This window comes from Fibrobacter sp. (assembly GCA_024398965.1).
GTDB lineage: Bacteria > Fibrobacterota > Fibrobacteria > Fibrobacterales > Fibrobacteraceae > Fibrobacter.
Genome location: JAKSIF010000036.1, coordinates 1 through 24,279 on the forward strand (window position 1 = coordinate 1; position 24,279 = coordinate 24,279).

General features: G+C 50.1%; 17 protein-coding genes. 12 read left to right on the top strand and 5 right to left on the bottom strand.

Annotation, left to right across the window (positions count from 1 at the left end; translation table 11 throughout):
- The 9 genes from MJZ26_11680 to MJZ26_11720 all read left to right on the top strand — a co-directional run.
- The coding region (locus tag MJZ26_11680) for a V-type ATP synthase subunit A (protein MCQ2106438.1) at positions 1-1,745 on the top strand (1,745 nt) is incomplete at its 5' end.
- The gene (locus MJZ26_11685) at positions 1,738-3,039 is read left to right on the top strand and encodes a V-type ATP synthase subunit B (GenBank protein MCQ2106439.1); all 1,302 of its coding nucleotides are present in this window, start codon (positions 1,738-1,740) and stop codon (positions 3,037-3,039) included. The genes MJZ26_11680 and MJZ26_11685, both read left to right, overlap by 8 nt.
- 3 nt (positions 3,040-3,042) lie before the next feature.
- Positions 3,043-3,684, top strand: a complete 642-nt coding sequence (locus MJZ26_11690; protein ID MCQ2106440.1) for a V-type ATP synthase subunit D — start codon at positions 3,043-3,045, stop codon at positions 3,682-3,684.
- Positions 3,681-5,621 carry an ATPase gene (locus MJZ26_11695; protein MCQ2106441.1) on the top strand — a complete coding sequence of 647 codons (1,941 nt, stop codon included), beginning with the start codon at positions 3,681-3,683 and terminating at the stop codon, positions 5,619-5,621. Before MJZ26_11690 ends, MJZ26_11695 begins: the two co-directional genes overlap by 4 nt.
- 39 nt (positions 5,622-5,660) lie before the next feature.
- The gene (locus tag MJZ26_11700; GenBank protein MCQ2106442.1) at positions 5,661-6,116 is read left to right on the top strand and encodes a V-type ATP synthase subunit K; all 456 of its coding nucleotides are present in this window, start codon (positions 5,661-5,663) and stop codon (positions 6,114-6,116) included.
- Positions 6,117-6,134: 18 nt separating this feature from the next.
- Positions 6,135-6,590 (top strand): V-type ATP synthase subunit K, encoded by a 456-nt coding sequence (locus tag MJZ26_11705; GenBank protein ID MCQ2106443.1) that lies wholly within the window; start codon positions 6,135-6,137, stop codon positions 6,588-6,590.
- 191 nt (positions 6,591-6,781) lie between these two features.
- Positions 6,782-7,087, top strand: coding sequence for a metal-sensing transcriptional repressor (locus MJZ26_11710; GenBank protein MCQ2106444.1), 306 nt, complete (start codon positions 6,782-6,784; stop codon positions 7,085-7,087).
- A gap of 1 nt (position 7,088) precedes the next feature.
- Positions 7,089-9,710 (top strand): heavy metal translocating P-type ATPase, encoded by a 2,622-nt coding sequence (locus MJZ26_11715; GenBank protein MCQ2106445.1) that lies wholly within the window; start codon positions 7,089-7,091, stop codon positions 9,708-9,710.
- 24 nt (positions 9,711-9,734) lie between these two features.
- Entirely contained in the window at positions 9,735-11,519 is a 1,785-nt protein-coding gene (locus MJZ26_11720) for a chloride channel protein (protein MCQ2106446.1), read from the top strand.
- Here the strand turns inward: MJZ26_11720 and MJZ26_11725 are convergent.
- Both MJZ26_11725 and MJZ26_11730 read right to left on the bottom strand, forming a co-directional pair.
- On the bottom strand, positions 11,516-12,583 hold the full coding sequence (locus MJZ26_11725; protein MCQ2106447.1) for a tRNA-dihydrouridine synthase family protein: 1,068 nt from the start codon (positions 12,581-12,583) through the stop codon (positions 11,516-11,518). The genes MJZ26_11720 and MJZ26_11725 overlap by 4 nt on opposite strands.
- A gap of 18 nt (positions 12,584-12,601) precedes the next feature.
- A complete protein-coding gene (locus MJZ26_11730) occupies positions 12,602-13,696 on the bottom strand; it encodes a peptidoglycan DD-metalloendopeptidase family protein (protein MCQ2106448.1) in 1,095 nt (364 codons plus the stop codon).
- Positions 13,697-13,955: 259 nt separating this feature from the next.
- Here MJZ26_11730 and MJZ26_11735 point away from each other — a divergent pair, with 259 nt between their 5' ends.
- Together MJZ26_11735 and MJZ26_11740 are read left to right on the top strand one after the other, a co-directional pair.
- Positions 13,956-15,368, top strand: coding sequence for a glycine--tRNA ligase (locus MJZ26_11735; protein MCQ2106449.1), 1,413 nt, complete (start codon positions 13,956-13,958; stop codon positions 15,366-15,368).
- 191 nt (positions 15,369-15,559) lie between these two features.
- Positions 15,560-15,835 (top strand): hypothetical protein, encoded by a 276-nt coding sequence (locus tag MJZ26_11740; GenBank protein MCQ2106450.1) that lies wholly within the window; start codon positions 15,560-15,562, stop codon positions 15,833-15,835.
- Positions 15,836-15,907: 72 nt separating this feature from the next.
- Here MJZ26_11740 and MJZ26_11745 read toward each other — a convergent pair whose 3' ends face one another.
- Positions 15,908-17,326: an alanine:cation symporter family protein gene (locus MJZ26_11745; protein MCQ2106451.1), complete on the bottom strand. Its 1,419-nt coding sequence runs from the start codon at positions 17,324-17,326 to the stop codon at positions 15,908-15,910.
- Positions 17,327-17,385: 59 nt separating this feature from the next.
- Between MJZ26_11745 and MJZ26_11750 the strand changes: the two genes are divergently transcribed.
- Positions 17,386-17,754, top strand: a complete 369-nt coding sequence (locus MJZ26_11750; protein MCQ2106452.1) for a PAS domain-containing protein — start codon at positions 17,386-17,388, stop codon at positions 17,752-17,754.
- Between the two features lie 32 nt (positions 17,755-17,786).
- Here MJZ26_11750 and MJZ26_11755 read toward each other — a convergent pair whose 3' ends face one another.
- Positions 17,787-20,945 (bottom strand): hypothetical protein, encoded by a 3,159-nt coding sequence (locus tag MJZ26_11755; GenBank protein ID MCQ2106453.1) that lies wholly within the window; start codon positions 20,943-20,945, stop codon positions 17,787-17,789.
- A 49-nt stretch (positions 20,946-20,994) separates the two neighbouring features.
- Positions 20,995-24,123: a hypothetical protein gene (locus tag MJZ26_11760; GenBank protein MCQ2106454.1), complete on the bottom strand. Its 3,129-nt coding sequence runs from the start codon at positions 24,121-24,123 to the stop codon at positions 20,995-20,997.
- Positions 24,124-24,279 lie beyond the last annotated feature (156 nt).

Genomic DNA, 24,279 nt, shown 5'->3' on the forward strand with positions numbered 1-24,279 from the left:
GAAAAATCATCGGCGTCAACGGTAACTTGATTCGCGTCAAGTTCGAAAGCGCCGTATCTCAAAACGAAGTGGCATACGCCAAGTTGCTTTCCAAGAATGCAGAAGGCAAGTCCGAAGTTATCCCGCTGAAGAGCGAAGTCATCCGAATCCGCGGCGACTACGCTGAACTTCAGGTGTTCGAAGACACCACCGGCCTCAAGGCTGGCGACGAAGTGGAATTCACCGGTGAACTTCTTTCCGTGGAACTTGGACCCGGTTTGCTGACCCAGGTGTTTGACGGTCTTCAGAACCCCCTGCCGGAACTTGCCGAACAGTGCGGCTTCTTCCTGCAGCGCGGTAAGTACCTGCCGGCTCTGCCCCGCGACAAGAAGTGGGCATTTACCCCGGTAGCCAAGGTTGGTGATGTATTGGTCGCTGGTGACACCGTCGGTACCGTACCCGAAGGCGTGTTCACCCACCGCATCATGGTGCCTTTCAAGGTTCTCGGCAAGGTGACCGTTGAATCCGTCGTTGCCGCTGGCGAACACGTTGTCGAAGACGTCGTCGCAGTAGTCAAGAACGAAAAGGGTGAAAAGATTGAAATTAAGATGGTCCAGACCTGGCCGGTGAAGATGCCTATTAAGGCTTTCGAAGAACGTCTTCGCCCCACCAAGCCCCTGACCATGCAGCAGCGCATTGTGGATACCTTCTTCCCTGTGATGCAGGGCGGTACCTTCTGTACTCCGGGCCCCTTCGGTGCCGGTAAGACTGTGCTGCAGCAGCTCATGAGCCGTTACGCCGACGTGGACATCGTGATCCTCGCTGCTTGCGGTGAACGTGCTGGTGAAGTGGTGGAAACCCTTCGCGAATTCCCTGAGTTGATCGACCCCCGTACCGGCAAGTCCCTCATGGAACGTACTCTTATCATTTGTAACACTTCTTCCATGCCGGTGGCAGCTCGTGAAGCTTCTGTTTACACTGGCGTGACCCTGGCTGAATACTACCGCCAGATGGGCCTGAACGTGTTGCTGTTGGCTGACTCCACTTCCCGTTGGGCACAGGCTCTCCGTGAAATGTCCGGCCGTTTGGAAGAAATCCCCGGTGAAGAAGCCTTCCCGGCATACCTCGAATCTGTGATCGCAGCCTTCTACGAACGCGGTGGCGTTGTTCGCCTGAAGGACGGTTCCACGGGTTCCGTGACCATCGGCGGTTCCGTTTCTCCGGCAGGTGGTAACTTCGAAGAACCCGTGACCCAGGCTACCCTTAAGGTGGTGGGCGCATTCCTCGGCCTTAGCCGTGAACGTTCCGACCAGCGCCGCTTCCCGGCAATCCACCCGCTGGATTCCTGGTCCAAGTACGAAGGCATCATTGATTCCAAGAAGGTTGCCGAAGCCCGCAAGATTCTTGCTGCTGGCGTTGACGTCAACAACATGATGAAGGTGGTGGGTGAAGAAGGTACCTCTATCGATGACTTCATTACTTACCTCAAGTCCGAATACCTTGACGCAGTCTATCTGCAGCAGGACGCATACCACGAAATCGACGCCGCCTGCACTGGCGACCGTCAGAAGTACGTGTTCGACAAGGTCTATAGCATTTTGAAGACTCCTATGACCTTTGCAGAAAAGGATGTTGCCCGTACCTTCTTCCTGAAGCTCACTCAGGCTACCAAGGACTGGAACCGCGTGGCAATTGATTCCGCAGAATTCAAGGACATCGAATCCAATATTACTGCTTCCGTGAAGGAGGTAACCGCTAATGCATAATGTTGCTTACCATCGTATTGAACGCATCGCCGGTTCTGTGATTTCCCTCAGGGCCGAAGGCGTTGCCAACCAGGAACTTGCCCAGGTTACAAGCTCTTTCGGTACATCTCTTGCCCGTGTGATCCGTATCGACGGCGACATGGTCGACCTGCAGGTTTTCGCAGGTGCCCGTGGTATTTCTACCGATTCCGAAGTCCGCTTCCTGGGCGAACCTATGAAGGTTCCTTATTCCGAAGCACTCCTCGGCCGCGTATTCAACGGTGCTGGTCAGCCTCGTGACAACGGCCCCGAAGTGGACGGCGAACGCATTACCATTGGTGGCCCTTCTGTTAACCCGGCAAAGCGCGTGATCCCCAAGACCATGGTGCGTACCGGTATCCCCATGATTGACGTGTTCAACACTCTCGTGGTGTCCCAGAAGCTCCCGATTTTCTCTATCGCTGGTGAACCGTACAACGAACTTCTTGCCCGTATTGCTCTGCAGGCAGAAGTGGACGTCATCGTCCTTGGCGGTATGGGCCTCAAGCACGACGACTACCTGTACCTTAAGGACTACCTGGAAAAGAACGGTGCCCTTAGCCGTACCGTGATGTTCATGCACACCGCATCTGACCCCATTGTGGAATGCTTGCTGGTGCCCGATGCATCCCTCGCTGTTGCAGAAAAGTTCGCAACCGAAGGCAAGAACGTTCTGGTGCTCCTCACCGATATGACCAACTTCGCCGACGCCATGAAGGAAATTTCCATTACCATGGAACAGATTCCGTCTAACCGTGGCTATCCTGGCGACCTTTACTCTTCTCTCGCTAGCCGTTACGAAAAGGCTGTGGACTTCACCGACGCTGGTTCCATTACCATCCTCGCTGTGACTACCATGCCTGGCGACGACGTGACCCACCCGGTTCCGGATAACACCGGTTACATTACCGAAGGTCAGTTCTACCTGCGTAAGGGCCGTATCGAACCGTTCGGTTCTCTGTCTCGTTTGAAGCAGCAGGTGAACGGCAAGACCCGTAGCGACCACCGTACCATTATGAATACCATGATCCAGCTCTACGCTTCCTTCAAGGAAACCCTTGAAAAGCAGTCCATGGGCTTCAACATGAGTAACTGGGACCAGAAGCTGTTGAAGTACGGCCAGCGTTTCGAAAAGGAAATGATGGACCTGTCCGTGAACATTCCTCTGGAACAGGCTCTGGATCTGGGCTGGGCAATCCTTGCTGATTGCTTCGAACCCGAAGAAACCGGTATTCCTTCCAAGATGATTAGTCAGTATTGGCCCAAGAAGGGGTAATTAATGGCTAAAGTCAAGTTAACCAAAAACGCCCTCAAGGCGGAACGTGACGCGTTGAAGCGCTTCCAGCGCTATCTGCCCACGTTGTTGCTGAAAAAGCAGCAGCTGCAGATGGAAATGCGTACGCTCCAGGAGAGGGTGATGGCAAAGCGCGAGGAGGAAGACAAGCTCCGTAAGAGCATGGCTTCCTGGATTTCGCTGTATGCCGAGCCTATCGAATGGTCCAAGTACCTTTCGGTGAAGGAAGTGCGCCAGGGCGAAGGTAACATCGCCGGTGTCCGCATTCCTACATACGATGGGGTGGACTTCAACATTTCCATTCCGGATTTCTTTACCACACCGGTTTGGCTGGATGACGGTATCCGTTCTCTGCAGGGCCTTATTTCGCTCCGCCTGGAACGCCGCGTTCTCGAAAAGCAGTACGAGCTGCTTTCCATGGAACTGCGTACCACGAGCCAGCGCGTGAACCTGTTCGAAAAGGTGAAGATTCCCGAAGCTAAGGATAATATCCGTAGAATCAACATTTTCTTGGGTGACCAGCAGACGTCCGGTGTGGCCCGCTCTAAGCTTGCCAAGGGCAAGTCTACAGCCCGCGCCGCTGCTCAGGATGCCGCCGCCGCTAGCGCTAAGGAGGCTGCCGCATGATTACTCCAATGAAGAAAGTGACCATCCTTACGGTTGCAAGTGCTGTGGAAGAATCCCTGGAAGCATTGCGCTCCATGGAAATCCTCCATGTGACGCCCCTGAAGGCTGCTGCAGGCACCAAGCTCAATGCCGCCAAGGGTGAAGTTTCCCGCGTCCAGAAGGCTCTTGAAAACGTTCCCGAGAAGACACCTAAGGGCATTACCCCTGCAAGTGCCGAGGGCGTTACCGGCGTTTCCCTGGTGGATGAAATCCAGCAGCTTATCGCCGACCGCAAGGAAGCAGAAATTAACAAGGAACAGGCCGAGGAAGAACTCTCCAAGCTTTCCAAGTTTGGTAACCTGGATCCGGCTACCGTAGCAGAACTCGCCAAGAAGGGCGTGTTCGTAAAGCTCTACGTGGCCGACGTGAAGAAGGAAGCTTTCGATGTTGCAGATTCTGCAGCCGAAGCTACCGTCCAGGAATTCGGTTCCGACGAAAACGGCACCTATTTCGCTGTCATCAGCAAGGGCGAAGCCCCTGCCGCTGTCCAGGGAAGTTTTGCAGAAATCGCAATGCCTGCAAAGTCCTTGGCTGTCTACCGCGAAATGGACGAAGCCGCAAAGGCAACCCTTGCCCGCGTAGACAAGCGACTTGGCGAACTCGCTTCCCTCAGGGATGAAATCGAGGACCGCCTGGACGAAGTCTCCGACGAATATAACATGGTGGAAACTGAAAGCTCCATGATGGGGGACAGCAACGTGTCCGCTATCCAGGGCTTCTGCCCCGCACCCCGCGTCGCAGAACTTCAGGCTGCCGCCAAGAAGAACGGCTGGGGCCTTCTGGTGGACGATCCGTCCGAAGAAGACAACATTCCCACTTTGCTTGGTTACAACAAGCTGACCAAGCCCATGCAGTTCCTGTACGATATCATCGGTATCGCCCCGGGCTACAACGAAGTGGACGTGTCCAGCGTGTTCCTGTGCTTCTTCAGCATATTCTTTGCCATGATCGTGGGGGATTCCGCTTACGGTATCCTGTTCCTCGCTCTTGCATTGTTTGCCCGCAAGAAGATGCCCAAGGCCAATGCCGCAGGCTTCCACTTCATCTACCTGATGAGCATCACCACCATCATCTGGGGCGTCATCAACGCAAGCTTCCTGGGCTTTACTCCGGAACTTGCCGGATGGAGCTACTACCTGGACATAGCCAACTACAACTTTATCCCGGAACCTGTCCGCAACGTGCTTTACTGGATCCGCAGTAACGCTCCCACGGACCCGGCCCGCTTCGAAGTCTACAAGCAGTTCTGCCAGAACTTTACGTTCTTGCCGACTAGCTTTGTGCCGAAGGGTGCTGGTGCAAGCCAGATGCAGCACATTCAGCTGTTCTGCTTCTGCATCGCTGTGGTTCACCTGAGCATTGCTCACGCTTGGAACGTAATCGTTCGCCTGAAGCGCAAGGATTCTACGTTCATGGCTCAGGTGGGCTGGCTCCTGGGATCTTGGGTCATGTTCTTCCTGGCATGCAACATGGTGCTTGGCGTTGAACTTCCGGGTTTTGTAATCCCCATGTTCATCGTGGAAGTGGTGCTGCTGCTCCTGTTTACCGTGCCGCCTAGCCGCCTCAAGCAGGACTTCATTAGCATCCCCATGCTGGTACTTGACATTGTGAACAGCTTCACCGATGTAATCAGCTATATCCGTCTCTTTGCAGTGGGTATGTCTGGTGCTGCCATCGCCGAAGCTTTCAACGGCATGCTTGCTCCGCTCTTCGGTTCTGCCGTGGGTATTGCAGGTGCCGCCCTGATCCTTCTCTTTGTACATGGCCTGAATATCGCCCTCGCCGTCATGGGTGTGGCTGTTCATGCAGTACGTCTTAACACACTTGAATTTTCAAATGGACTTGGCATGGAATGGAGCGGTTTTGCCTTCAAGCCTTTCGCCAAGCAGAAAAATTAAACCAAGGGATAATTCCCGCTAATTAATGAGGATAAAAAAATGGAACCGAATACAATGGTGACTCTCGCTAAGATGGGCGCAGCTGCTGCTCTCGGCATTGCAGCAATGGGCTCTGCCCTTGGTTGCGGTACTGCAGGTATGTCTGCAATTACCGTGTGGAAGAAGGCTTACGCACAGGGCAAGGGTGCTCTCTTTACTCTGCTCGTGTTCGTCGGTGCTCCGATTTCCCAGACCATCTACGGCATGCTTCTCATGAACTTCATCCTGGGCAAGGTTGCTGAATCTGGCTTCGCTAACTGGGGCGGCTGCCTCGGTGCTGGTATCTTTGGCGGTATGGGCATGATGTGCTCCGCCTGGTTCCAGGGTAAGGCTGGTGCAGTGGCTTGCGATGCTCTCGGTGAAACCGGCAAGGGCATGGTGAACTACCTCATGGTTCTCGGTATCGTCGAAACCGTGGCTCTGTTCGTTCTCGTGTTCTCCATGATGGTGCTTTAATCCTTAAGGAGCAACTTTATGGATAATGAACAGCTTTTAACCTTGGCAAAGCTCGGTGCAGTGGCCGCCCTCGGTCTTGCTGCCATGGGTTCTGCCCTGGGTTGCGGTACAGCCGGCATGGCTGCTATCGGAGCCTGGAAGAAGGCTTACCTGAAGGGTAAGAATGCGCTCTTTACGCTTCTTATCTTTGTGGGTGCGCCGATTGCTCAGACTATTTACGGCATGCTGTTGATGATGTACATCCTCAACAAGTCTGCTGCCGCTCCCGAAAACTGGGCCGCCTACCTTGGCGTTGGCCTTTTCGGTGGCATTGGCATGATGGCTTCTGCCTGGTATGTAGGCAAGAGCGCTGCAGACGCCTGTAACGCCCTTGGTGAAACCGGCAAGGGCCTGGTGAACTATCTGATGGTGCTTGGCGTGGGTGAAACCGTCGCCCTGTTCGTCATGGTGTTCTCCATGATGCTGGTGTCGTAAAAGATAAAAGAACGGGCCTTACGGCCCTACAGGTGAAGGTTGAAAGGATTATAATGGCGCGTCGCGCAATTTGATCTTGAACCTTTTGCAGATAAGAACCTCGTTCGGTGTTGAGCCGGGCGGGGGTCTTTTTATGCCTTTTTTTATTTGTCTTGTTGCATATACCCCTAGGGGGTATGTATATTTGTAGTATGAAAAATGAAAAAGATTGTTGCTGTTCCAAGAAGAAAGTTCGTGACGAAGAAGAAATCAAGAAGCTGATATCCCGTTTGAATCGCATTGAGGGGCAGGTGAAGGGCATCCGTAAGATGATTCTTTCCGATGCTTACTGTACAGACGTTCTAATCCAGGTTTCGGCGGTTAATGCCGCTTTGAACGCCTTTAGCAAGAACCTGCTGTCGAACCACATCAAGACTTGCGTGGCTACGGATATTCGTGCTGGTAAAGATGACGTAATTGATGACCTGGTGGAAACTTTACAGAAGTTAATGAAGTAATATGATGAAGTTCAAGATAAGGGGTATGAGCTGCGCCGCCTGCGTGGCTCGTGTGGAAAAGGCAGTAAACAGCATTGATGGGGTCAGTGAATGTGCCGTAAGCCTGTTGACCAATTCCATGACTGTAGAAGGTTCTGTTAGCGTCGATGATGTGAAGAAGGCTGTTTCACAGGCCGGATACGAAGCTTGCGAAATAAACGTCCAGGGCTCAGGAAAAAAGGTTGGAGAGTCTGTTAGTGAGGCATCTCTGGATGAATCCGAAATTAAGGCGTTGAAGAGAAGGCTCTTGACTTCTTTGTTCTTCTTGGTTCCGTTGCTTTACTTTAGCATGGGACATATGCTATGGAACTGGCCTTTGCCGATTTGGTTTACAGAACCGGACATGAACCATGTGGCCATGGGACTAGTGCAGCTTCTGCTTTCGGGAATAGTGCTGGTCATAAACCAGAAATTTTTTGTGAATGGATTCAAGGGGTTACTGAATCGATCCCCAAACATGGATTCGCTGGTGGCTCTTGGCTCCGGTGCATCCTTTATTTACAGTGTGGCGATTCTATTCATGATGACCCGCGGTCAGATGATGGAAGGAAGCCGTGGTGCGGAAATTTGGATGGATCATTTTTATTTTGAGGGGGCGGCAACCATCGTAACTCTTATTACGGTGGGGAAACTTCTGGAGGCCATTTCCAAAGGGAAGACGACAACCGCGCTTGTTTCCCTGATGAAGCTTTCTCCCAAGACGGCTACAATTCTGGTGGACGGCGTGGAAAAGGTTGTTCCGGTGGAGGAACTTGCTGTAGACGACCTGTTTGTGGTAAAGCCTGGAGAAAGTATTCCTGTAGACGGGGTTGTACTAGAGGGTTTTTCTGCGGTGAATGAGTCTGCCTTGACTGGGGAAAGCCTTCCGGTGGAAAAGTCCGTAGGGGATTCAGTCTGTTCTGCAACCATGAACTTGTCGGGGTTCTTGAAATGCCGTGCAGTACGGGTGGGTAATGATACAACCCTTTCCCAGATTATTCAGCTGGTAAGCGATGCCGCAGCTACGAAAGCCCCAATTTCAAGAATTGCGGATAAGGTGGCTGGAGTATTTGTTCCTGCAGTAATTGGTGTGGCCTTGGTAACCTTTGTGGTTTGGAATCTTGTGGGGGCTGAATTTGGATTTGCCTTGGCTAGGGCCATTGCTGTTCTGGTGATAAGCTGCCCCTGTGCCTTGGGACTTGCAACTCCTGTGGCGATTATGGTTGGAAACGGCATGGGTGCTAGAAATGGGATTCTATTCAAGTCTTCTGCCGCATTAGAAATCACGGGACGAACTGAAATTGTAGCCTTGGATAAGACGGGAACTATAACCAAGGGTGAGCCTAAAGTTACGGATATGATGCCTGCCCAGATTTCTGTGGATGAATTGTTGCAGGTGGCAAAGGCTCTCGAACGCCATAGCGAACATCCCTTGGCGAAGGCGATTATGGATTGTCCGTATTCAGATGGCTTGGTTGAAAAATCTGGATTTGAGGTAAATCAATTTGAAAATTTGCCGGGCAATGGATTGAAGGGATTTTTGCAGGTTGATTCTGGAAGGAGTGAAGAAGTCCTGGCTGGAAGTTTGGCCTTTATTACTAAGAAGGTGAATGTTCCTGCCAAGTTCAGAACTGCGGCCAATGATCTTTCTGAAAAAGGCAAGACCCCTTTGCTGTTCTCTAGGGATGGAAAATTCCTGGGGATTATTGCTGTGATGGATACCCTTAAGGATGATAGCCGGCAGGCTATTGAGGAGTTGAAGGGGATGGGTGTTCATGTGGTTATGCTTACTGGCGACAACAGGCGTACCGCCAATGCCATTGCAGAGCAGGCTGGAGTTGATGAAGTGGTAGCTGGAGTCACGCCAGAAGGAAAAGAGGGTGTTATCCAGAAACTTCGGGAATGGGGCAAGGTGACTATGGTGGGGGATGGCATCAATGATGCTCCGGCGCTTACTCGGGCTGATGTGGGAATTGCCATCGGGGCCGGTTCCGACATAGCAATTGATGCAGCCGATGTGGTGCTTGTCAGGAATAGCTTGCTGGATGTTCCTGGGGCAATTCGTCTTAGCCGGGCGACCATCAGAAATATTCATGAAAATCTTTTCTGGGCGTTCATCTACAACGTTATAGGGATTCCCTTGGCGGCAGGTTGTTATTATAAGCTGTTCGGCTGGAGTCTAAATGCATCCTTTGCGGCTCTCGCAATGAGTCTATCTAGTTTCTGCGTAGTGTCCAATGCCTTGCGATTGAACTGGGTGAAAGTGAAATGCTCCCGCAAGGACAAGAAAATAGGGAAGGCTTTCCCTAAGTGCATACTTCCTGTGGATTCTGTTGAGGAAAACGCTGAAGTCGTTGAAACAGAGGTTGAATCCGGAATTGCTACGGAACGCGATTTTGCTACGGAACGGACTTTCAAGGTAGAGGGCATGATGTGTTCCCATTGTGAAGGCGAAGTCCGGAAAGCACTGGAAGCCATAACAGGAGTTGTGTCTGCAAGGGCTGACCACAGGGCTGCATCGGTGTGTGTGACGTTCTGTGAAAACGTTCCGCTGGATACTATTAAAGAGGCTGTCATTAAGGCCGGCTATGAATTTTTAGGATAGCATTTTCCTAAATTTGGGCCAGCAATGTCGCAGTTCATCAAAAGATTCAACAAGTTCCTGGTAGTCAACGGCTATATGCCGAAGATTTTCCTGGCGGCGTGGATTGGATTTGTGACTGGCCTGGTGGCAGTGGCTTTCCATTATAGCTTGGGCCTTGCCACCCACTTGGTTCGAATTCCCTGGACAGGGGAGAATGCTTTACCCTGGTGGACTTTTGCCATAATGCCTGCTATTGGCGGGTTGATTGTGGGCGTCATCATCTATGTTATCGCCAAGGCTCCCGAAACGGCGGGGCAGGGTACCGACAACATGATCAAGTCGTTCCATCACGAGGGTGGCAAGATTCGTAAGCGCGTTGCTCCAGTTAAGTTCTTGACCAGCATTATTACCTTGGCCACTGGCGGTAGCGCCGGCTACGAAGGACCCATTTCCCAGATTGGTTCTGGGGTGGCCTCCACGGTTTGTCATGGTTTTAAGATGCCTCAGTCTCTGCGTCGACAGTTTACCTTGGCGGGAACTGCAGCTGGCTTGGGTTCCATATTTAAGGCTCCGCTGGCGGGTGCGTTGACCTCTGTGGAGGTTCTTTACCGCGAAGACTTTGAATCCAACGCGTTTGCAACTTCTATTGTTTCTTCTGTTGTCGCTTTTACGGTGTATATAGCCTTTGTGGGAACGGAGCCTGCCATTGCGGGTGTTCCTGTGTTCCCTTTTGCAAATACGGTGGAACTGATTTGCTGCGCCCTCCTTGGAATTTTATGTTTCCCGTTTTCCTATTTGTATGTGCGCTGCTATAGTGAATCCGAGACTCGCTTTGCCCGCTGGAATGTGCCCAATTGGATTAAACCTGCTATTGGCGGCCTGATGATTTCTGTAATTGTGCTGGCTTACCCCGAAGTGGCTGGTGGCGGTTTTGAATTCATCGGCGAAGTGATGGGGGCCATGATGCCTCATTCCATTTGGGGGGTCTTATTGCTGCTGGGTATTGTGCTGGCAAAGATCGTGGCAACGGGTCTTACCGTAGGTTCTGGCGGCTCGGGCGGTGTTTTTGGCCCGTCTCTATTTATCGGTGGTGTGCTGGGAGCGGCTTTTGCAGGTGCGTGTGAACTGATTGCTCCCGATGCCATACGTGAACCGGAAATGTTTATTTTGGTTGGAATGGCGGCGTTCTTTGCAGGGGCGGCCAAGGCTCCCATCGCAGGTGTGGTCATGGTTTGCGAAATGACGGGTAGCTACAGCTTGCTTCCGGGTCTTCTCATCGCTGCCGTGATGCATATTGCCTTCTCTAGACCTTGGAGTATTTACAAGAGCCAGGTCCAGAACAAGTTCGCATCTCCAGCCCATCGTGGGGATATGGATGTAGATGTTCTTCGCGTGACCGCAGTGGGGGACGTTATTGAACATTGCGAAATGAAGACGCTTCGTGCAGAAGATTCCTTGGGGGATGTGCTGAAGGATATTGAAGTGGATTACGTTTATCCTGTTTACGAGGGGACCTCTCGAACACCAGCAGGTTTATCTGTAGCCCATGAACAAACGGGGAATTACATAGGGCTTTTGGATATGTCCATTGTGAAGAACGCCTACATTTCTTCACCGGACTTGATTCAGCATCTGTTGATTTCTGACTGTACGGTGAAGGCTCCCATGCTCATTGATACCATGGATCTGCATTCCGCCTTGAATATCTTTATCCGCACCTCGATAAACGAATTGTGCGTGAAGAATCACAAGGGCGAAGTTATTGGCGTTTTAAGCCATAGCGCGATTTTTAAGGCTTACGACAAGATTGTAAAACAGGAAATTGCTTAGCCCAGTTCTTTTACGGCATTCAAATAATCGCTAAGGTTTCTGGCCTTGGCGATTTTCTTTATGGTACGTTTGGGTATGTCTGATTGGCCGCGGGAGGGGTCCTGCGCAGCTTCTACGGCGTAAGTCCAGAAGGGGCGAATCTTGTCCAGGACTTGGGCGTCGCCTTGGAGGCGCTTGCGGTAATCTTCTAGAATGGAGTTGTGGATTTTCAGAAGCGCTTGGAGTGGGGCTGAATCGCTAGTTTCCTTGGATTGGTATTGCGTTGCCAATGCGGGATTGGCCAGCAGGCCGCGGCCGATCATGATTCCTTTGAGGTTTGGAAAGCGGTCTGCGATGGCCTGAATATCTTTAATGCAGGTGATGTCGCCGTTGAAGATTACGGGATGTTTGCATCCTTCGTAGAACCTCTGGAAGGCGTCGAAATCAAGAGCACCCTTGTACTGCTGGACGCCTAACCGCGGGTGCATGGTAATGTGGGTGAGAGTCGCTTCGTTCAACAGGGGCAGCAGGGCGAGGCATTCCTCGGGGGAGGTGTATCCTAGACGCATCTTGATGCTGAATTTTAAGGGCGCGCGATTTGTTACTTCCTCTAGAATTTCGCGGACGATTTCAACTCGCGGGAGCAGCCCGGAACCGCGGCCAGATTTCGCCTGCATAGGGAAGGGGCAGCCCATGTTGATGTCAATCTGCGGGAATACTTCGTCGGGGGCAAATCCGCAGTCCTGTTTCAGCTTTTGGATAGCGTCTACAAGAATGCAAAATTCAGAGGTATCGCGACAAATAACTTGAGGCACGACGTTGTAGAAACGAGGGGCTTCTTCATCGCTTGTATTGTACGCCTGGTTCTCGCAATGGCAGGTGTTGGTTTGCCTGCTCTTTATAAAATCCAGGTCTTGCTGTAGATCCCGCAGTTCCTTGGCTCGGGCTTCCCCTTTTTCCACTCGGAGGAAGGGGGTGTAATAAGCGGAGATTCCTCCGGCATACAAAAAATGCGCTTGGCGGTAAGCGCATTCAGTAAAACCCTGTAGGGGAGCAAAGTGTACGGGCAAAATCTTACGACTCATGGTAAAAACCATAGCCTATTAAGAACAGCGCAGCACCTGACCCGGGCGGATCATGTTGCCCTTGATCTTGTTCAGCTGCTTAAGACGGGTAATGGAAATTCCGTACTTGCGTGCGATTTTACCCAGGCAGTCGCCACGACGAACCTTGTAGTAGCGGTGCTTGGAAAGTTCTTTTTGGTATTCGTCTTCCACAGCCTGAATTTGAGACTGCTCGATTTCAGTATTGGCAGCCAAGTAAGTGCCTTCCTGGAAATTGAAGACGGTTGTAGGGTCGATGTAGACGCCGTTGTACTTCATTTCGAAGTGCAGGTGTGCGCCGAAAGAACGACCTGTGTTGCCGCCAATACCGATGGTATCGCCGGCCTGGACTTCGTCACCGATGTTCACCTTCCAGCTGGCTAAATGAGCGTAAAGGGTTGTAAGGCCGTTGCCGTGATCAATAATGACGTACTTACCATAACCGCGACGGCGGCCCTGGTTGCGAACCAGCTTGACTTTGCCCGGGAATGCCGCCACGATGGTGCGGTCTTCGCCATGGCACAGGCCCAGGTCTACGCCACGATGCATGCGGTAGGTGCGGATTCCGTATGGCCCTGCAATGCGGCGGCTTTCTGTGGGAATCACGGCCTTGGTCATGTCCAGAACAAGCTTGCTGCTATTGTCGGTTGCAGAGGAATCTGCAGGACCCATGGCAGCGGCCAGTTCTGCGTCAGCTTCTTCCTGGGACATTTCCTTTTCGTCGTCGGCCTCGGTGCTGTCGGCTTCGGATTCTGCAATGGCCACTTCATCTGTTTTTTGGCTGTCGACTACATTCTGATTAGAACCTTCCTGAACTACAGATTCTGTATCTGTAGCGGCGACTGCATTTTCAGTAATAGGGGAGGCTGCAATTTCAGATGCGGGAGCGTCTATGTTGCCAGCATCCACGGAGTCGATGGCCGGATTGCCAGAAAATTCGCTTTCGGTAATGGAATCCGGTTTGGCAATTTCTGCGATAGTTTTGACTTCTGTGACTTGCGGTTCTGTATTGGTCATCTGCGGGATGGCCTGGGTGTCGTTGGCCCACAGGGTCAGCGGCAGGATACAGAGTGTAACGATCGTCTTTAAATTCATGATAGTGGAGCCAAAGATACATTTTTACATGCCATTTGTCATTACCGCGGTCTTTATAAAAAGAACTTAAAAAAGAACTGCGCTCCTCAACCTCAATTTTTCACCAATAATTCACAAATCAAAACCTCTCATAATTCGTAATTCATAACTCATAATTACTATATTTGCGTGCCGTCAGGGCCTATCATCCAGGTAGGTTCCTAGTCCGGCCAAAGGATATGCCTGCAAAGTTCAGGTTCGGCCGAAAAAGGATATAAAAATGGCAAAGAAAGTTCAAGACGCCCTCAAAGACATCATTTCCCTCTGCAAGCGCCGCGGTTTCATTTTCCCGGGTTCCGAAATTTATGACGGCCTGGCCAACACTTGGGACTACGGTCCGTACGGTGTTGAACTGAAGCGCAACATCAAGAACCTCTGGTGGAAGAAGTTCGTTACCAGCCGTAAGGATGTGTTGGGCCTCGACAGTTCTATTCTCTTGAACCCCCGCGTTTGGAAGGCTTCTGGCCACGTGGGTAACTTCTCTGACCCCCTGGTTGACTGCCTTGCTTGCCATGAACGTTTCCGCGCCGACCACCTGCTTGAAGAAAAGCTGGGTGACGGCTGCTGCGCCGGCAAGAACTTTGACCAGATTGCCGAAATGATGGTGGAAAACAAAATCGAATGCCCGAGCTGCGGCAAGACCGAATTCACCAAGCCCCGCGCATTTAACCTCATGTTCCAGACCGAAATCGGCGTTATCGAAGGTGAAGGTAATAAGGTTTACCTCCGTCCGGAAACCGCTCAGGGTATCTTCGTTGACTTCAAGAACATCGTTGACAACGTCCGCCCCCGCATCCCGTTTGGCGTAGGTCAGATCGGTAAGTCTTTCCGTAACGAAATTACCCCGGGTAACTTCATCTTCCGTACCCGCGAATTCGAACAGATGGAATTGGAATTCTTCTGCGAACCGGGCACCGAACTTGATTGGTACAACTTCTGGCGTAAGTACTGCTTCAACTGGCTCATCAAGGATCTGGGCGTGAACGAATCCAAGCTCCGCCTCCGCGAACATGCCAAGGAAGAACTTTCCCACTACTCTAACGGTACCACCGACGTCGAATACGAATTCCCGTTCGGTTGGGGCGAACTGTGGGGTATCGCAAGCCGTACCAACTTCGACTTGACTGCACACCAGAACGAATCCAAGGTTAAGCAGGAATACAACGACCAGGTGAACAACAAGCGCTATGTGCCTTACGTTGTGGAACCGTCTCTCGGTGTGGAACGTCTCTTGCTCGTTCTCCTCTGCGACGCTTACGAAGTCCAGAAGCTCGAAAACGACGAACGTACCGTTCTCCACTTCGACCCGAAGGTTGCTCCGGTGAAGGTTGCCGTTCTGCCTCTCGTCAAGAAGGGCCAGGTCAAGGCTAAGGCCGAAGAACTTTACGAACAGCTGCTCCAGCGCTGGAACGTGGAATACGACGAAACTCAGTCCATCGGTAAGCGTTACCGCCGTCAGGACGAACTGGGTACTCCGTTCTGCGTCACCGTCGACTTCGACACCGTTGGCGAAGGCGAATCTGATCCGGCAAAGCTTGGCTACGTTACCGTCCGTGAACGTGACTCCATGCAGCAGGAACTGGTGAAGATCGACGAACTGGAAGCATACCTGGCTGCAAAGCTGGGCTGTTAAAGAGACGCAGGGGAAAACCTAAGTTTTTCCCCTAGACTCCTTTCCTTTACTGCAAGGCTACTCGCGAGGGTGGCCTTCTTTTTTCTCTTGATTTTCGATTTTTCTGCGAAAATGGACTCCATGAACACAAAAAAGAGAAATTTGGAGTCCATTTTATATAATTTCCGCCAGTTGATTGTATATTAAGCTCCATGAACAATCCGAAAATTAATCGCCTTATCGGCTACGTTATTTTGGTCATTGGCTTTTTCCTTTTTTATAAGGGTTTCAAGCCTGTGGGGGAGTCGGACAATATTGCCGATGCGGATTTTGTTCTGTTGGCGTTGTCCGTCGCTTTTCTTGTGGGCTCCACGGTGTGGATGATCAAGAAGGTTCGCTGCCCGCACTGCAATAAGCTTTTGCACCTGAAACTGTACAACATTGACGTTTGTCCCCATTGTGGTAAATCTACAGACCCGGAAACATAACGCAACTGACTAAGACGAGTTGAAACAATAAGCCGCAAACCATAGGGTCTGCGGCTTATATTCAAAGTGCGTTTAATCGTTCCAGAAATCGGTGTCCTGCTTTACACCACAGTTCTTGGCGTTATAGACAGGTTCCTTGCCTGCCTTTCTTTGTTCCGTGTAATTCCTTAGGGCCTTGAAGGCGATGGGGGAGAGAATCAGGATGCAGGGAACGTTTACAACCACCATCAGGGCCTGGCACAAGTCTGCAGAATCCCAGGCGAAGTTTGCTGTGGAAATGGCTCCAAAGAATACGATGACCGTGGCGATAATTCGGAATACGGTCATAACGGACTTGTCCGGACGCTTGTTCATAATGAAGCGCAGGCAGCCTTCGGTGTAGTAGTAGTTTCCGATCAGGGTTGTAAATCCAAACAGGGCTATGGAGATGGTGATGAATACGGGGCCGATGTCGCCAAGGATGCTGTGCAGGGATTGCTGTACATAGGGGATGCCCTTCAGTTCCTCGCTGGGGGTGACGTCGCAGGAAAGGCACATCAGTGCTGTTGCCGTACAGATCAACAGGGTGTCGATGAATACGGAGAAAGACTGGACAAGACCTTGCTTTACCGGATGGGTGACGCTTGCACTAGCGGCAGCATTAGGGGCGGAACCCATACCAGCTTCGTTTGAGTAGAGGCCACGTTTGATACCGTACATGATGCAGCTTCCGGCAAAGCCGCCGGCACCAGCCTGGAAGGAGAATGCGTCCTTAAGGATGGTGGCAAACATGGAGGGGATGTTGGTGAAGTTGTAGATGATTACGCCAAAGGCCATCAGAACGTAGATTACGCCCATGATGGGTACCAGGTAGCTGGTAATGCGGGTGAGACGCTTGGCTCCGCCGAAGATACACGCTCCAAAGAGGGCGGCAAGAACCAGACCGACAATCTTCGGGGTAGAATCAGTGTAGAAACTGTAGCCGGAAAGGGAATCCTGGATATTGTAGGAAGCCAGCAGATTGTAGCCGATGACATAGGTCAGCAACACAAATACAGAGAAGATGATGCCAAGCCAACGGCATTTCAGTGCGGTCTGCATGTAGTAGGAGGGGCCGCCATAGGAATGGCCGGTCACAAGGTCTTCTCGTTTGTAGATCTGGGCCAGGGTAGATTCCACAAAGGCTGAGGATGCTCCGAAGATGGCGATTGCCCACATCCAGAACACTGCTCCGGGACCACCAAGACAAATTGCGGAGGAAACTCCTACAATGTTACCTGTACCAACGCGGGAAGCGGTGGAGACCATCAGGGCTCCGAAGGAAGAAATTCCGCTCCCTTGCATGGGCTTTTCCTTGGTGACGCGGATTGTTTCTGCGAACAGACGAATCTGCGGAAACTTCATCCGGATAGAAAAGTAGAGGCCTGCGACAACTAGAAACAGCGGTACAATAAACGGCTGGTATAGAAAGTCGCTAACTGTAGATACAACGGTATGAATGGATTCTAGCATGGTAGGTTAATATTAGAAAATTAGGAACCGTAATTTATGTGGATTTGTATATTTGAATCATGCTGAATAAATTTTTCAAGTCCATTATCGACCAGGACGATACCGCCATCGTTATCTGCAACCTGGAACACGAAATTGTCTACATGAACTCGAAGGCTTGCGAGGCTCAGGCCAAGCGTGGGGGAGCCGCCCTCATCGGTCGCAACCTGCTGAAGTGCCATAGCCCGGAATCCCAGGAAAAGATCCTCAAGGTGATGGCCTGGTTCCAGGCGGACAAGACCCACAACTGGGTCCATACCTTCTTCAACGAAAAGCAGAACAAGGACGGCTACATGATTGCCCTCCGCGACGAAAACGGCACGCTCATCGGCTACTACGAAAAGCACGAGTTCCGCACCAAGGACGAAACTCCTTTTTATGCCATGTAACTGTTAAGATGATGATTTAGTTTTTGGGGTGACTACTCATCTTTCACGCAGCGGACACCCCAGCCGTTGGCTTTACCGGTGAAATACATATCAAATCTGCGATTGCTTGATCCCACACTTACGTTAACTTCAGTAAAGTTAAAATCAGAATCTCTAAAGGATTGTTCTGGATTCAACAACAAGATATAGGCCTTGGATTCATTATATTCTTCGTCAATCCAAAAACCACCAATGCGCAGCTTGTGTAAAAACTGTCCATTGCTCATTCTGTAGCCGTGGCCTTTTACTTCCAGTTCAGAGTACTTGTCCGTCACGTTTCCTTGCCAGTAGCCATCGGCATATTTCGAATAACGCAATAAGTGGTTGTCTATGGTAATGGTGTATTCATAAAGGGTTGGCAGGTGCCAGCCTGTTGGGCAGGCGCTCTTGGCAGCCTCGTGGGTATAAAGTCTTCCGTAGGTTTCGCATTCAGAGGCCTGGTTGTTGTAGCACCAGCTATTTTCTGTTTCGTAATTCAGGTTGTCCGCCATAAAGGTGAGGTTGTGAAGAACTACGGTTCTATACGTCTTGTTGTCTCGAGGGTCCTTGTATGTGCCATAAACCGGTTCCCATCCATCGCCTCGACTAATGAAGTCTTGTCCGGAATAGTTCTTCACATCTCCTTTATTTGTACTGTTGGATTCTCCAAGAAACATATCCTTGTTTGCCCAAGTCCAGTTATAATCGGATGCGCAAATCCGGGTGTAATACAAATTTTCTTCAGCATACAATGCCTGAATGGTTTCGCCTAGGTTTTTTCTTGAGCAGAATCCGTATGTTTGCTCTATGTTGTTTTTTTCGCTCCAGTAGTTGTTTATACGACAAATATATTCTACGTTCTTGAATTCTTTCGTTATGCCGTGGGATTCTTCATTGCAATCTCCAAGAATGTAGTTGGTTTTTGTCATGTTCCAGCCGTAACTCTCGCAGATGCATATGGTATCTCTATAAACGCCTTCTTCGCCAATGCGATTTTCGTTGCAAAAACCCAGGGTGTAGTTTATTTCTGTAGTTTGTGTCCAAGAACCCCTGTTGCAGTAGTAGAATCGGGTACTTGTCTTGGCGACGCTGTCTTGACGTGTTGTGGTGCAGAATGCCCCGACGTTCTTTTCTAGCGTGGTCATGGTTCTCCATTTTCCCGCATCGCAGATGTAGGATGTGTAGACCTTGTCCTGGAGTTTACTGTCGCATGTTCCGTAATATTCGCTGGCAGACATCTTGGTCCAAGATCCGCTCTTGCAAATGAGGGAATCTCCCTTAAGACCTTCGTTTTCTGGAGTGCAGACGCCATACTTGATTTCCGTAGCAGATGCTATGACCCATGCACCACTTTTACAAACATAGGTGTTGCTGGCGTATTTCTTTGTTTCGTAGAGGTTGCTTGAGCTGCATGTCCCCAGAATGTCGGCCTTGGTGGCGGCTACCCATACACCGCTTTTGCAAATGACTGAATTGTCCTTCACAAGCCCTTCGTTGCTGGTAGTGCACAGTCCGTATTTTTTTTCTTCGTTGTTGGCTGTAGCCCACAATCCGTTCTTGCAGATGTAGAACAGGTTGTTGTATTCCTTAATGGCGCCTTGGTTGGAGGAATTGCAAGTCCCCAGGAAATCGCTCTTGGTGGCTCTGCTCCAGGAACCGTCCTTGCAAACGTATGCTGTTCCGGAAAGTTCTGTGATCTTCTTATCGTTGGCTGCATTGCAGCTTCCGAGAAGATCTTCTGTAATGGGGGTTTGCCATACGTGGCTCTTGCAGACCAGAGTTTTTTCTTCATCGGCAAATGTGCCGAATTTATCCTTGGTACAAATTCCGTATTTCAGTTCTTTATCGGTTGCTTTTCTCCAAGCCTGTTCAATACAGATATATTTTTCTTTGTCGTAATTTACAATGGAGTCTCGTTCGTATTGAGTACATTCGCCGTAAACTTGATCAATAGTTGCTTTGTTCCAGATGTTGGAATCGCAAGCGTAAACCGTTCCGCTGTAGGTGACTGTATCACCGACGTTTTTTGAACTGCAAAATCCAACGGTACTTTCCATGGTGGTCACTTTATAGTATTTGTTGGAACGGCAGTTGTACATGTCCCGCTCGTATACAATATCCTTCAGTTCATCCTCGTCGGCGCAAGTTGTCGGTGTCTTTTCGCTGCTGGTGTACCAGGTTTTGTTGTAACATTCGTAAATGTTGTAAGTCCGGACGGACATTCGGTTGCCATTGGAACATACCTTGGGAAGGTCGTCTTCGCTATAGACGTTCTTGGAATCCTTGACGCATCGGATGGCTGCGTACAAGGATGGATTGTACCCTTTCTTGAAAGAGGGGGTTTCGCTATCCATCGTAAAGGTGTAGTAGCCTAAAGGTTCCTTGGTCAGGAAAACTGCGTTTTCGTACATTCCTGTACAAGTGTCCAAGTCGCAGGAGCCCGTTGGGTAGATGGCGAATCCGTAGTCGTTTGTTCCCACTTGGGATTCATCGGATGTCTTCCAGGTTTTTGCGGTCCGAAGACTTTTGGTCCCCTTGGTTTGGGCCAGGAGGTCTTCCCAGTCCGACTGTTCGGCTACTCTAAAATCAGAAGGGCATTGAGGAACTTCAACACGGTACAATCTACCGTAGATCTGACAGTTTGTGGTCAGGTTGTCGTAGCAAACGCTTTGGTCGTGGGGTGCGTGGAGATTTTCTGCAAGCCAGATTTTTGTTCCGATTTGTACTGTGGGGTAGTAATGGAAATTGTAGGTGTCCTGAATGCCGTCCCGAATTACAGGAACGCCGTCGATTAGGGTAAAACCTCCTGTGGGGTCCACGCTGGAAGAACTTCTTGCAAGGCTGGAAGAGGATTCTTGGCTGGAGCTGCTACCAGAAGAGCTGCTACCAGAAGAATTGCTTCCAGAAGAACTGCTGGAATTCAGGGTGGAGGAACTGCTGCTGTCCTCGGAGCCTGAGGAACTGGAACTACCGTTAGATTCCTTTTGGGAACTGGATGACTCGTTGCCTTGTTCCTGGCGGGAGGAACTGGATTCGTCGTCCTCGTCCCAAGAAGATGAAGATACTTCGTCCAGATAGTCATTCTTTGATGAAACAGAATTTCCGTCATCGTCGCTACCGCAGGCGATTAAAGACGTGCAAAGGAGAATAAACCCCAGAAAACGATAAACCATAGTAACCCCCAATGGTTATTTTTTACAAATATAATAAAGTAGGTGATTATTAATCCTTGACGCAACGGACTGGGAAAGCGTCGTCTTTAGATGCTGTATAAAGCCTGAGCGTTGTTGAATTTCCGCTTGTGTATGCAGGAACCGGTGTGCCATTTCCGGTGCATATGTCCGATACAGAATTAGTGGGATTGATGCAGTTTATAAAGGTTTCGTCGGAATTGTATTCGTCTGCAAACCAGTATCCGCTAAGTCGCGTCTCGTAAATAAAACTGCCGTTGGCCTTTCGAATTCCAGAAGCCTTAACGTCTAAATCAGAATACCCCGTTCCATTGATTCCCTGCCATCCTGTAACAGAACGTGTACTGTATCCATAGTAGGTAAAGTACAAGTCTGCATAATCTTTTGTGATACTTGGGATGTGCCATCCAGTGGGACATGCCTTCATTGCGTCTTCGTAAGTGTAGAGTCTGCCGTACTCATCGCACTTGGAAGGACTGTTGGAATAACACCAGCTGTTCGCTGTTTCGTAGTTCAGATTGTCTGCCATCCATACTGCATTATGCAATACGATGGTACGGTATGTCTGGCCATCTCTGGAGTCTTTCAATGTTCCGTAAACGGCTTCCCAACCGTCTCCGCGGCAAACATATTCCTGACCGTAGTATGTCTTTGTGTCTCCGGTGTTGCATTCCCCTAAGTACATGGGCTTGGTTGCCTTGGCCCATAGGCCATTCTTGCACACGTAGGCTACTCCATCGGGGTCTGCGTTCTTGCCTTCACTTTCTGAAGTACAGTAGCCGTATTCCCTTTCGATGTTATTGACGATACCCCATCCTGTAGAGCGGCAAACGTATTCCTTGCCCTTATAAGTCTTTACGTCGCCAATATCGTTTGCGTTACAGGAATCAAGAACAACGTTTATTTTTGTTTTGCTCCATGTGTAATTTGAGAATCCTGCTGTCATGCAGGTATATAGCGTGTCGTTGTAAGCGTTTGTTTCTCCAGCGGTGGAGCAGATTCCCAGGTTGTAGTTGACTTCTGTTGTAGAAACCCATGCGCCTTTATAACAGACGTAATACTCTTTGCTGTATTTAAAGGTCACTTTCTTTCCTGCAGTCGTTGTTGTGCAAAAATCTCCGACTTTTTTTTCTTGGGTATTCTTGGCTCTCCAGTATAGGTCGTCGCAAATTTTCCCCAGGATAACGGTGTCCTGAATTTCGGCGGTGCAGCTCCCGTAATATTCCTGTGGGGTCATCAGGAGCCACGAACCATTCTTGCAGATAACCGTATCAGCCCTTTCTCCCTGCCGTTCGCCAGTGCATGCACCGTATTCGTTTTCGTAGACAGAGGTAAGATCCCACATGTTATTCTTGCATATATAGTTGTGTACGGTATACTTCTTTATTTCGTAGGCGTTGTCTGCAGTACAGGCTCCGAGAACCTCTTCTTTTTTTGCTGAAGCCCAGTAGCCACTTTTGCATATATACATTGCATCTTCGATTTTGCCTTCGTTGTCGGGGGTACAGGCTCCATACTTGTTTTCGTAGCTGTCTGCCTTAGACCATGCGCTTTTCTTGCAGATGTACTGGATTTCTCCATAGGGCTTCATTTCGTATTCATTTTTTGACGAACAGGTTCCGAGAATTTCGATGGTTGTCGCCTCGGTCCATGTGGAATTCTTGCAGATATACTTATTGAGCTGAACGTCTCCTTCGTTAAGTGAAGTGCAGGGGCCGTAAGTTTGTTCGAAATACGTAGACTTCACCCATGTGGAATCCTTGCAAATGTAAGTTTCATAGCCGTAGGATTCCGTTTTGCCTGTATTCTTTATGGAACATGAACCCAGAAGGTCGTCTCTGGTAGGATATTTCCATGCGTGGTCTTTGCAGATGCGGTTTTTGCTTTCGTCTGCAAAGGTTCCGAACATGCTCTCTAGACAGAGACCGTATTGAAGTTCATCGTAAGTTGCAGGTCTCCAGGTTGAGTCCTGGCATACGTATTTGGTATCGTTGAAGGTGTATATGGAATCTCTTTCGTTCTGGACGCACTCGCCAAAGACGTGTCGCACCGATGCCTTGATCCAGGTTGTAGAATCGCAGGCAAAAAGGGTGTCTTTGTATGTAAGGGTGTCGCCACGGTTCTTAAGGCTGCAGAATCCTACGGCATCTTCCATTGCGGTAACTTTATAGTAGTTTTCAGAACGGCAGTTGTAGCGGTTTCCCTTGTAGGTTGCATTCTTCAGTTCCTCATTTTCTGAACATGTGGATGGGGTAGTGGCGGTACTTGGCTGCCAGGTCTTGCTGTTGTCGCATTCGTAGTAGATGTAGTCCTTTACTGAAACGCGGTCGCCATTGTAACAGGTTTCGGGAAGATCCGATTCGCTAAAGAAGTTCTTGGAGTCCATGACGCAGCGGACCGATGCGTAGAGGGAACTGTTGAAACCACTCTTGAAGGTTGCGGAATCGCTATCAGCTGTGAATGTATAGTAGCCCAGCGGCTCGGATACCAGCATAGTGGTGTTGACCTTCATACCGGTACAGGTGTCCAGGTTGCAGGAGCCTGCGGGTAGAAGTGAAAAGCCGAATGCGTTCAACCCCTTTTGGGAAAGCTTATCGACTTTCCATTTATCTATGGTACGAAGATTCTTAACGCTGCCCGTTCTTTCAAATAAATCTTGCCAGTCTTTCTGTGTGGCGATTCTAAATCCGCTGGGACACTTGGGAACGTCGGTACGGTACAGTCTGCCCCAAATGCGGCAGTTCTGAGAAAATCTGTCGTAACAAATGCTTTGTGAATGTTCGTACTGAAGGTTTTCTGCGAGCCAGATCTTTGTTCCGATTTGAACGGTCTTGTATGTGTAATAGAATTCTTCTACGGAATCAGTTTTTATGGGTGTACCATGAATTTCGATGAATCCACCCGTGGAATCAATAGATGAACTGGAAGATGCGATTCCCTTTGATGAACTGCTGCTGGTTTCCTGGTCTGAACTGGACTTGCTATCGCTTTGGGCGTTTCGTGAGGAACTTGATTCGTCGTCCTCGTCATCCCAGAAGGATGATGAAGAGTCGTCTTCAACGATATCCTTTTTTGTGGAGTGTATGTTGTCGCTGTCGTCGCTACCGCAGGCGATTAAAGACGTGCAAAGGAGAATAAATCCCAGAAAGCGATAAACCATAGTAACCCCCAATGGTCATTTTTTCCAAATATAATAAAGTAGGGGAGGTTGCCGGAACTGACGTTTCAATTAACGGCGAATACAAAAAAGGACCTCTTTTCAGAGATCCTTTTTAGCGGGATAGACGAGGCTTGAACTCGCAACCTCCGGCGTGAC

Coding starts and splice junctions, on each gene's coding strand:
- MJZ26_11685 (MCQ2106439.1), top strand. CDS start 1,738: ATGCATAATGTTGCTTACCATCGTATTGAACGCATCGCCGGTTCTGTG.
- MJZ26_11690 (MCQ2106440.1), top strand. CDS start 3,043: ATGGCTAAAGTCAAGTTAACCAAAAACGCCCTCAAGGCGGAACGTGAC.
- MJZ26_11695 (MCQ2106441.1), top strand. CDS start 3,681: ATGATTACTCCAATGAAGAAAGTGACCATCCTTACGGTTGCAAGTGCT.
- MJZ26_11700 (MCQ2106442.1), top strand. CDS start 5,661: ATGGAACCGAATACAATGGTGACTCTCGCTAAGATGGGCGCAGCTGCT.
- MJZ26_11705 (MCQ2106443.1), top strand. CDS start 6,135: ATGGATAATGAACAGCTTTTAACCTTGGCAAAGCTCGGTGCAGTGGCC.
- MJZ26_11710 (MCQ2106444.1), top strand. CDS start 6,782: ATGAAAAATGAAAAAGATTGTTGCTGTTCCAAGAAGAAAGTTCGTGAC.
- MJZ26_11715 (MCQ2106445.1), top strand. CDS start 7,089: ATGATGAAGTTCAAGATAAGGGGTATGAGCTGCGCCGCCTGCGTGGCT.
- MJZ26_11720 (MCQ2106446.1), top strand. CDS start 9,735: ATGTCGCAGTTCATCAAAAGATTCAACAAGTTCCTGGTAGTCAACGGC.
- MJZ26_11725 (MCQ2106447.1), bottom strand. CDS start 12,583: ATGAGTCGTAAGATTTTGCCCGTACACTTTGCTCCCCTACAGGGTTTT.
- MJZ26_11730 (MCQ2106448.1), bottom strand. CDS start 13,696: ATGAATTTAAAGACGATCGTTACACTCTGTATCCTGCCGCTGACCCTG.
- MJZ26_11735 (MCQ2106449.1), top strand. CDS start 13,956: ATGGCAAAGAAAGTTCAAGACGCCCTCAAAGACATCATTTCCCTCTGC.
- MJZ26_11740 (MCQ2106450.1), top strand. CDS start 15,560: ATGAACAATCCGAAAATTAATCGCCTTATCGGCTACGTTATTTTGGTC.
- MJZ26_11745 (MCQ2106451.1), bottom strand. CDS start 17,326: ATGCTAGAATCCATTCATACCGTTGTATCTACAGTTAGCGACTTTCTA.
- MJZ26_11750 (MCQ2106452.1), top strand. CDS start 17,386: ATGCTGAATAAATTTTTCAAGTCCATTATCGACCAGGACGATACCGCC.
- MJZ26_11755 (MCQ2106453.1), bottom strand. CDS start 20,945: ATGGTTTATCGTTTTCTGGGGTTTATTCTCCTTTGCACGTCTTTAATC.
- MJZ26_11760 (MCQ2106454.1), bottom strand. CDS start 24,123: ATGGTTTATCGCTTTCTGGGATTTATTCTCCTTTGCACGTCTTTAATC.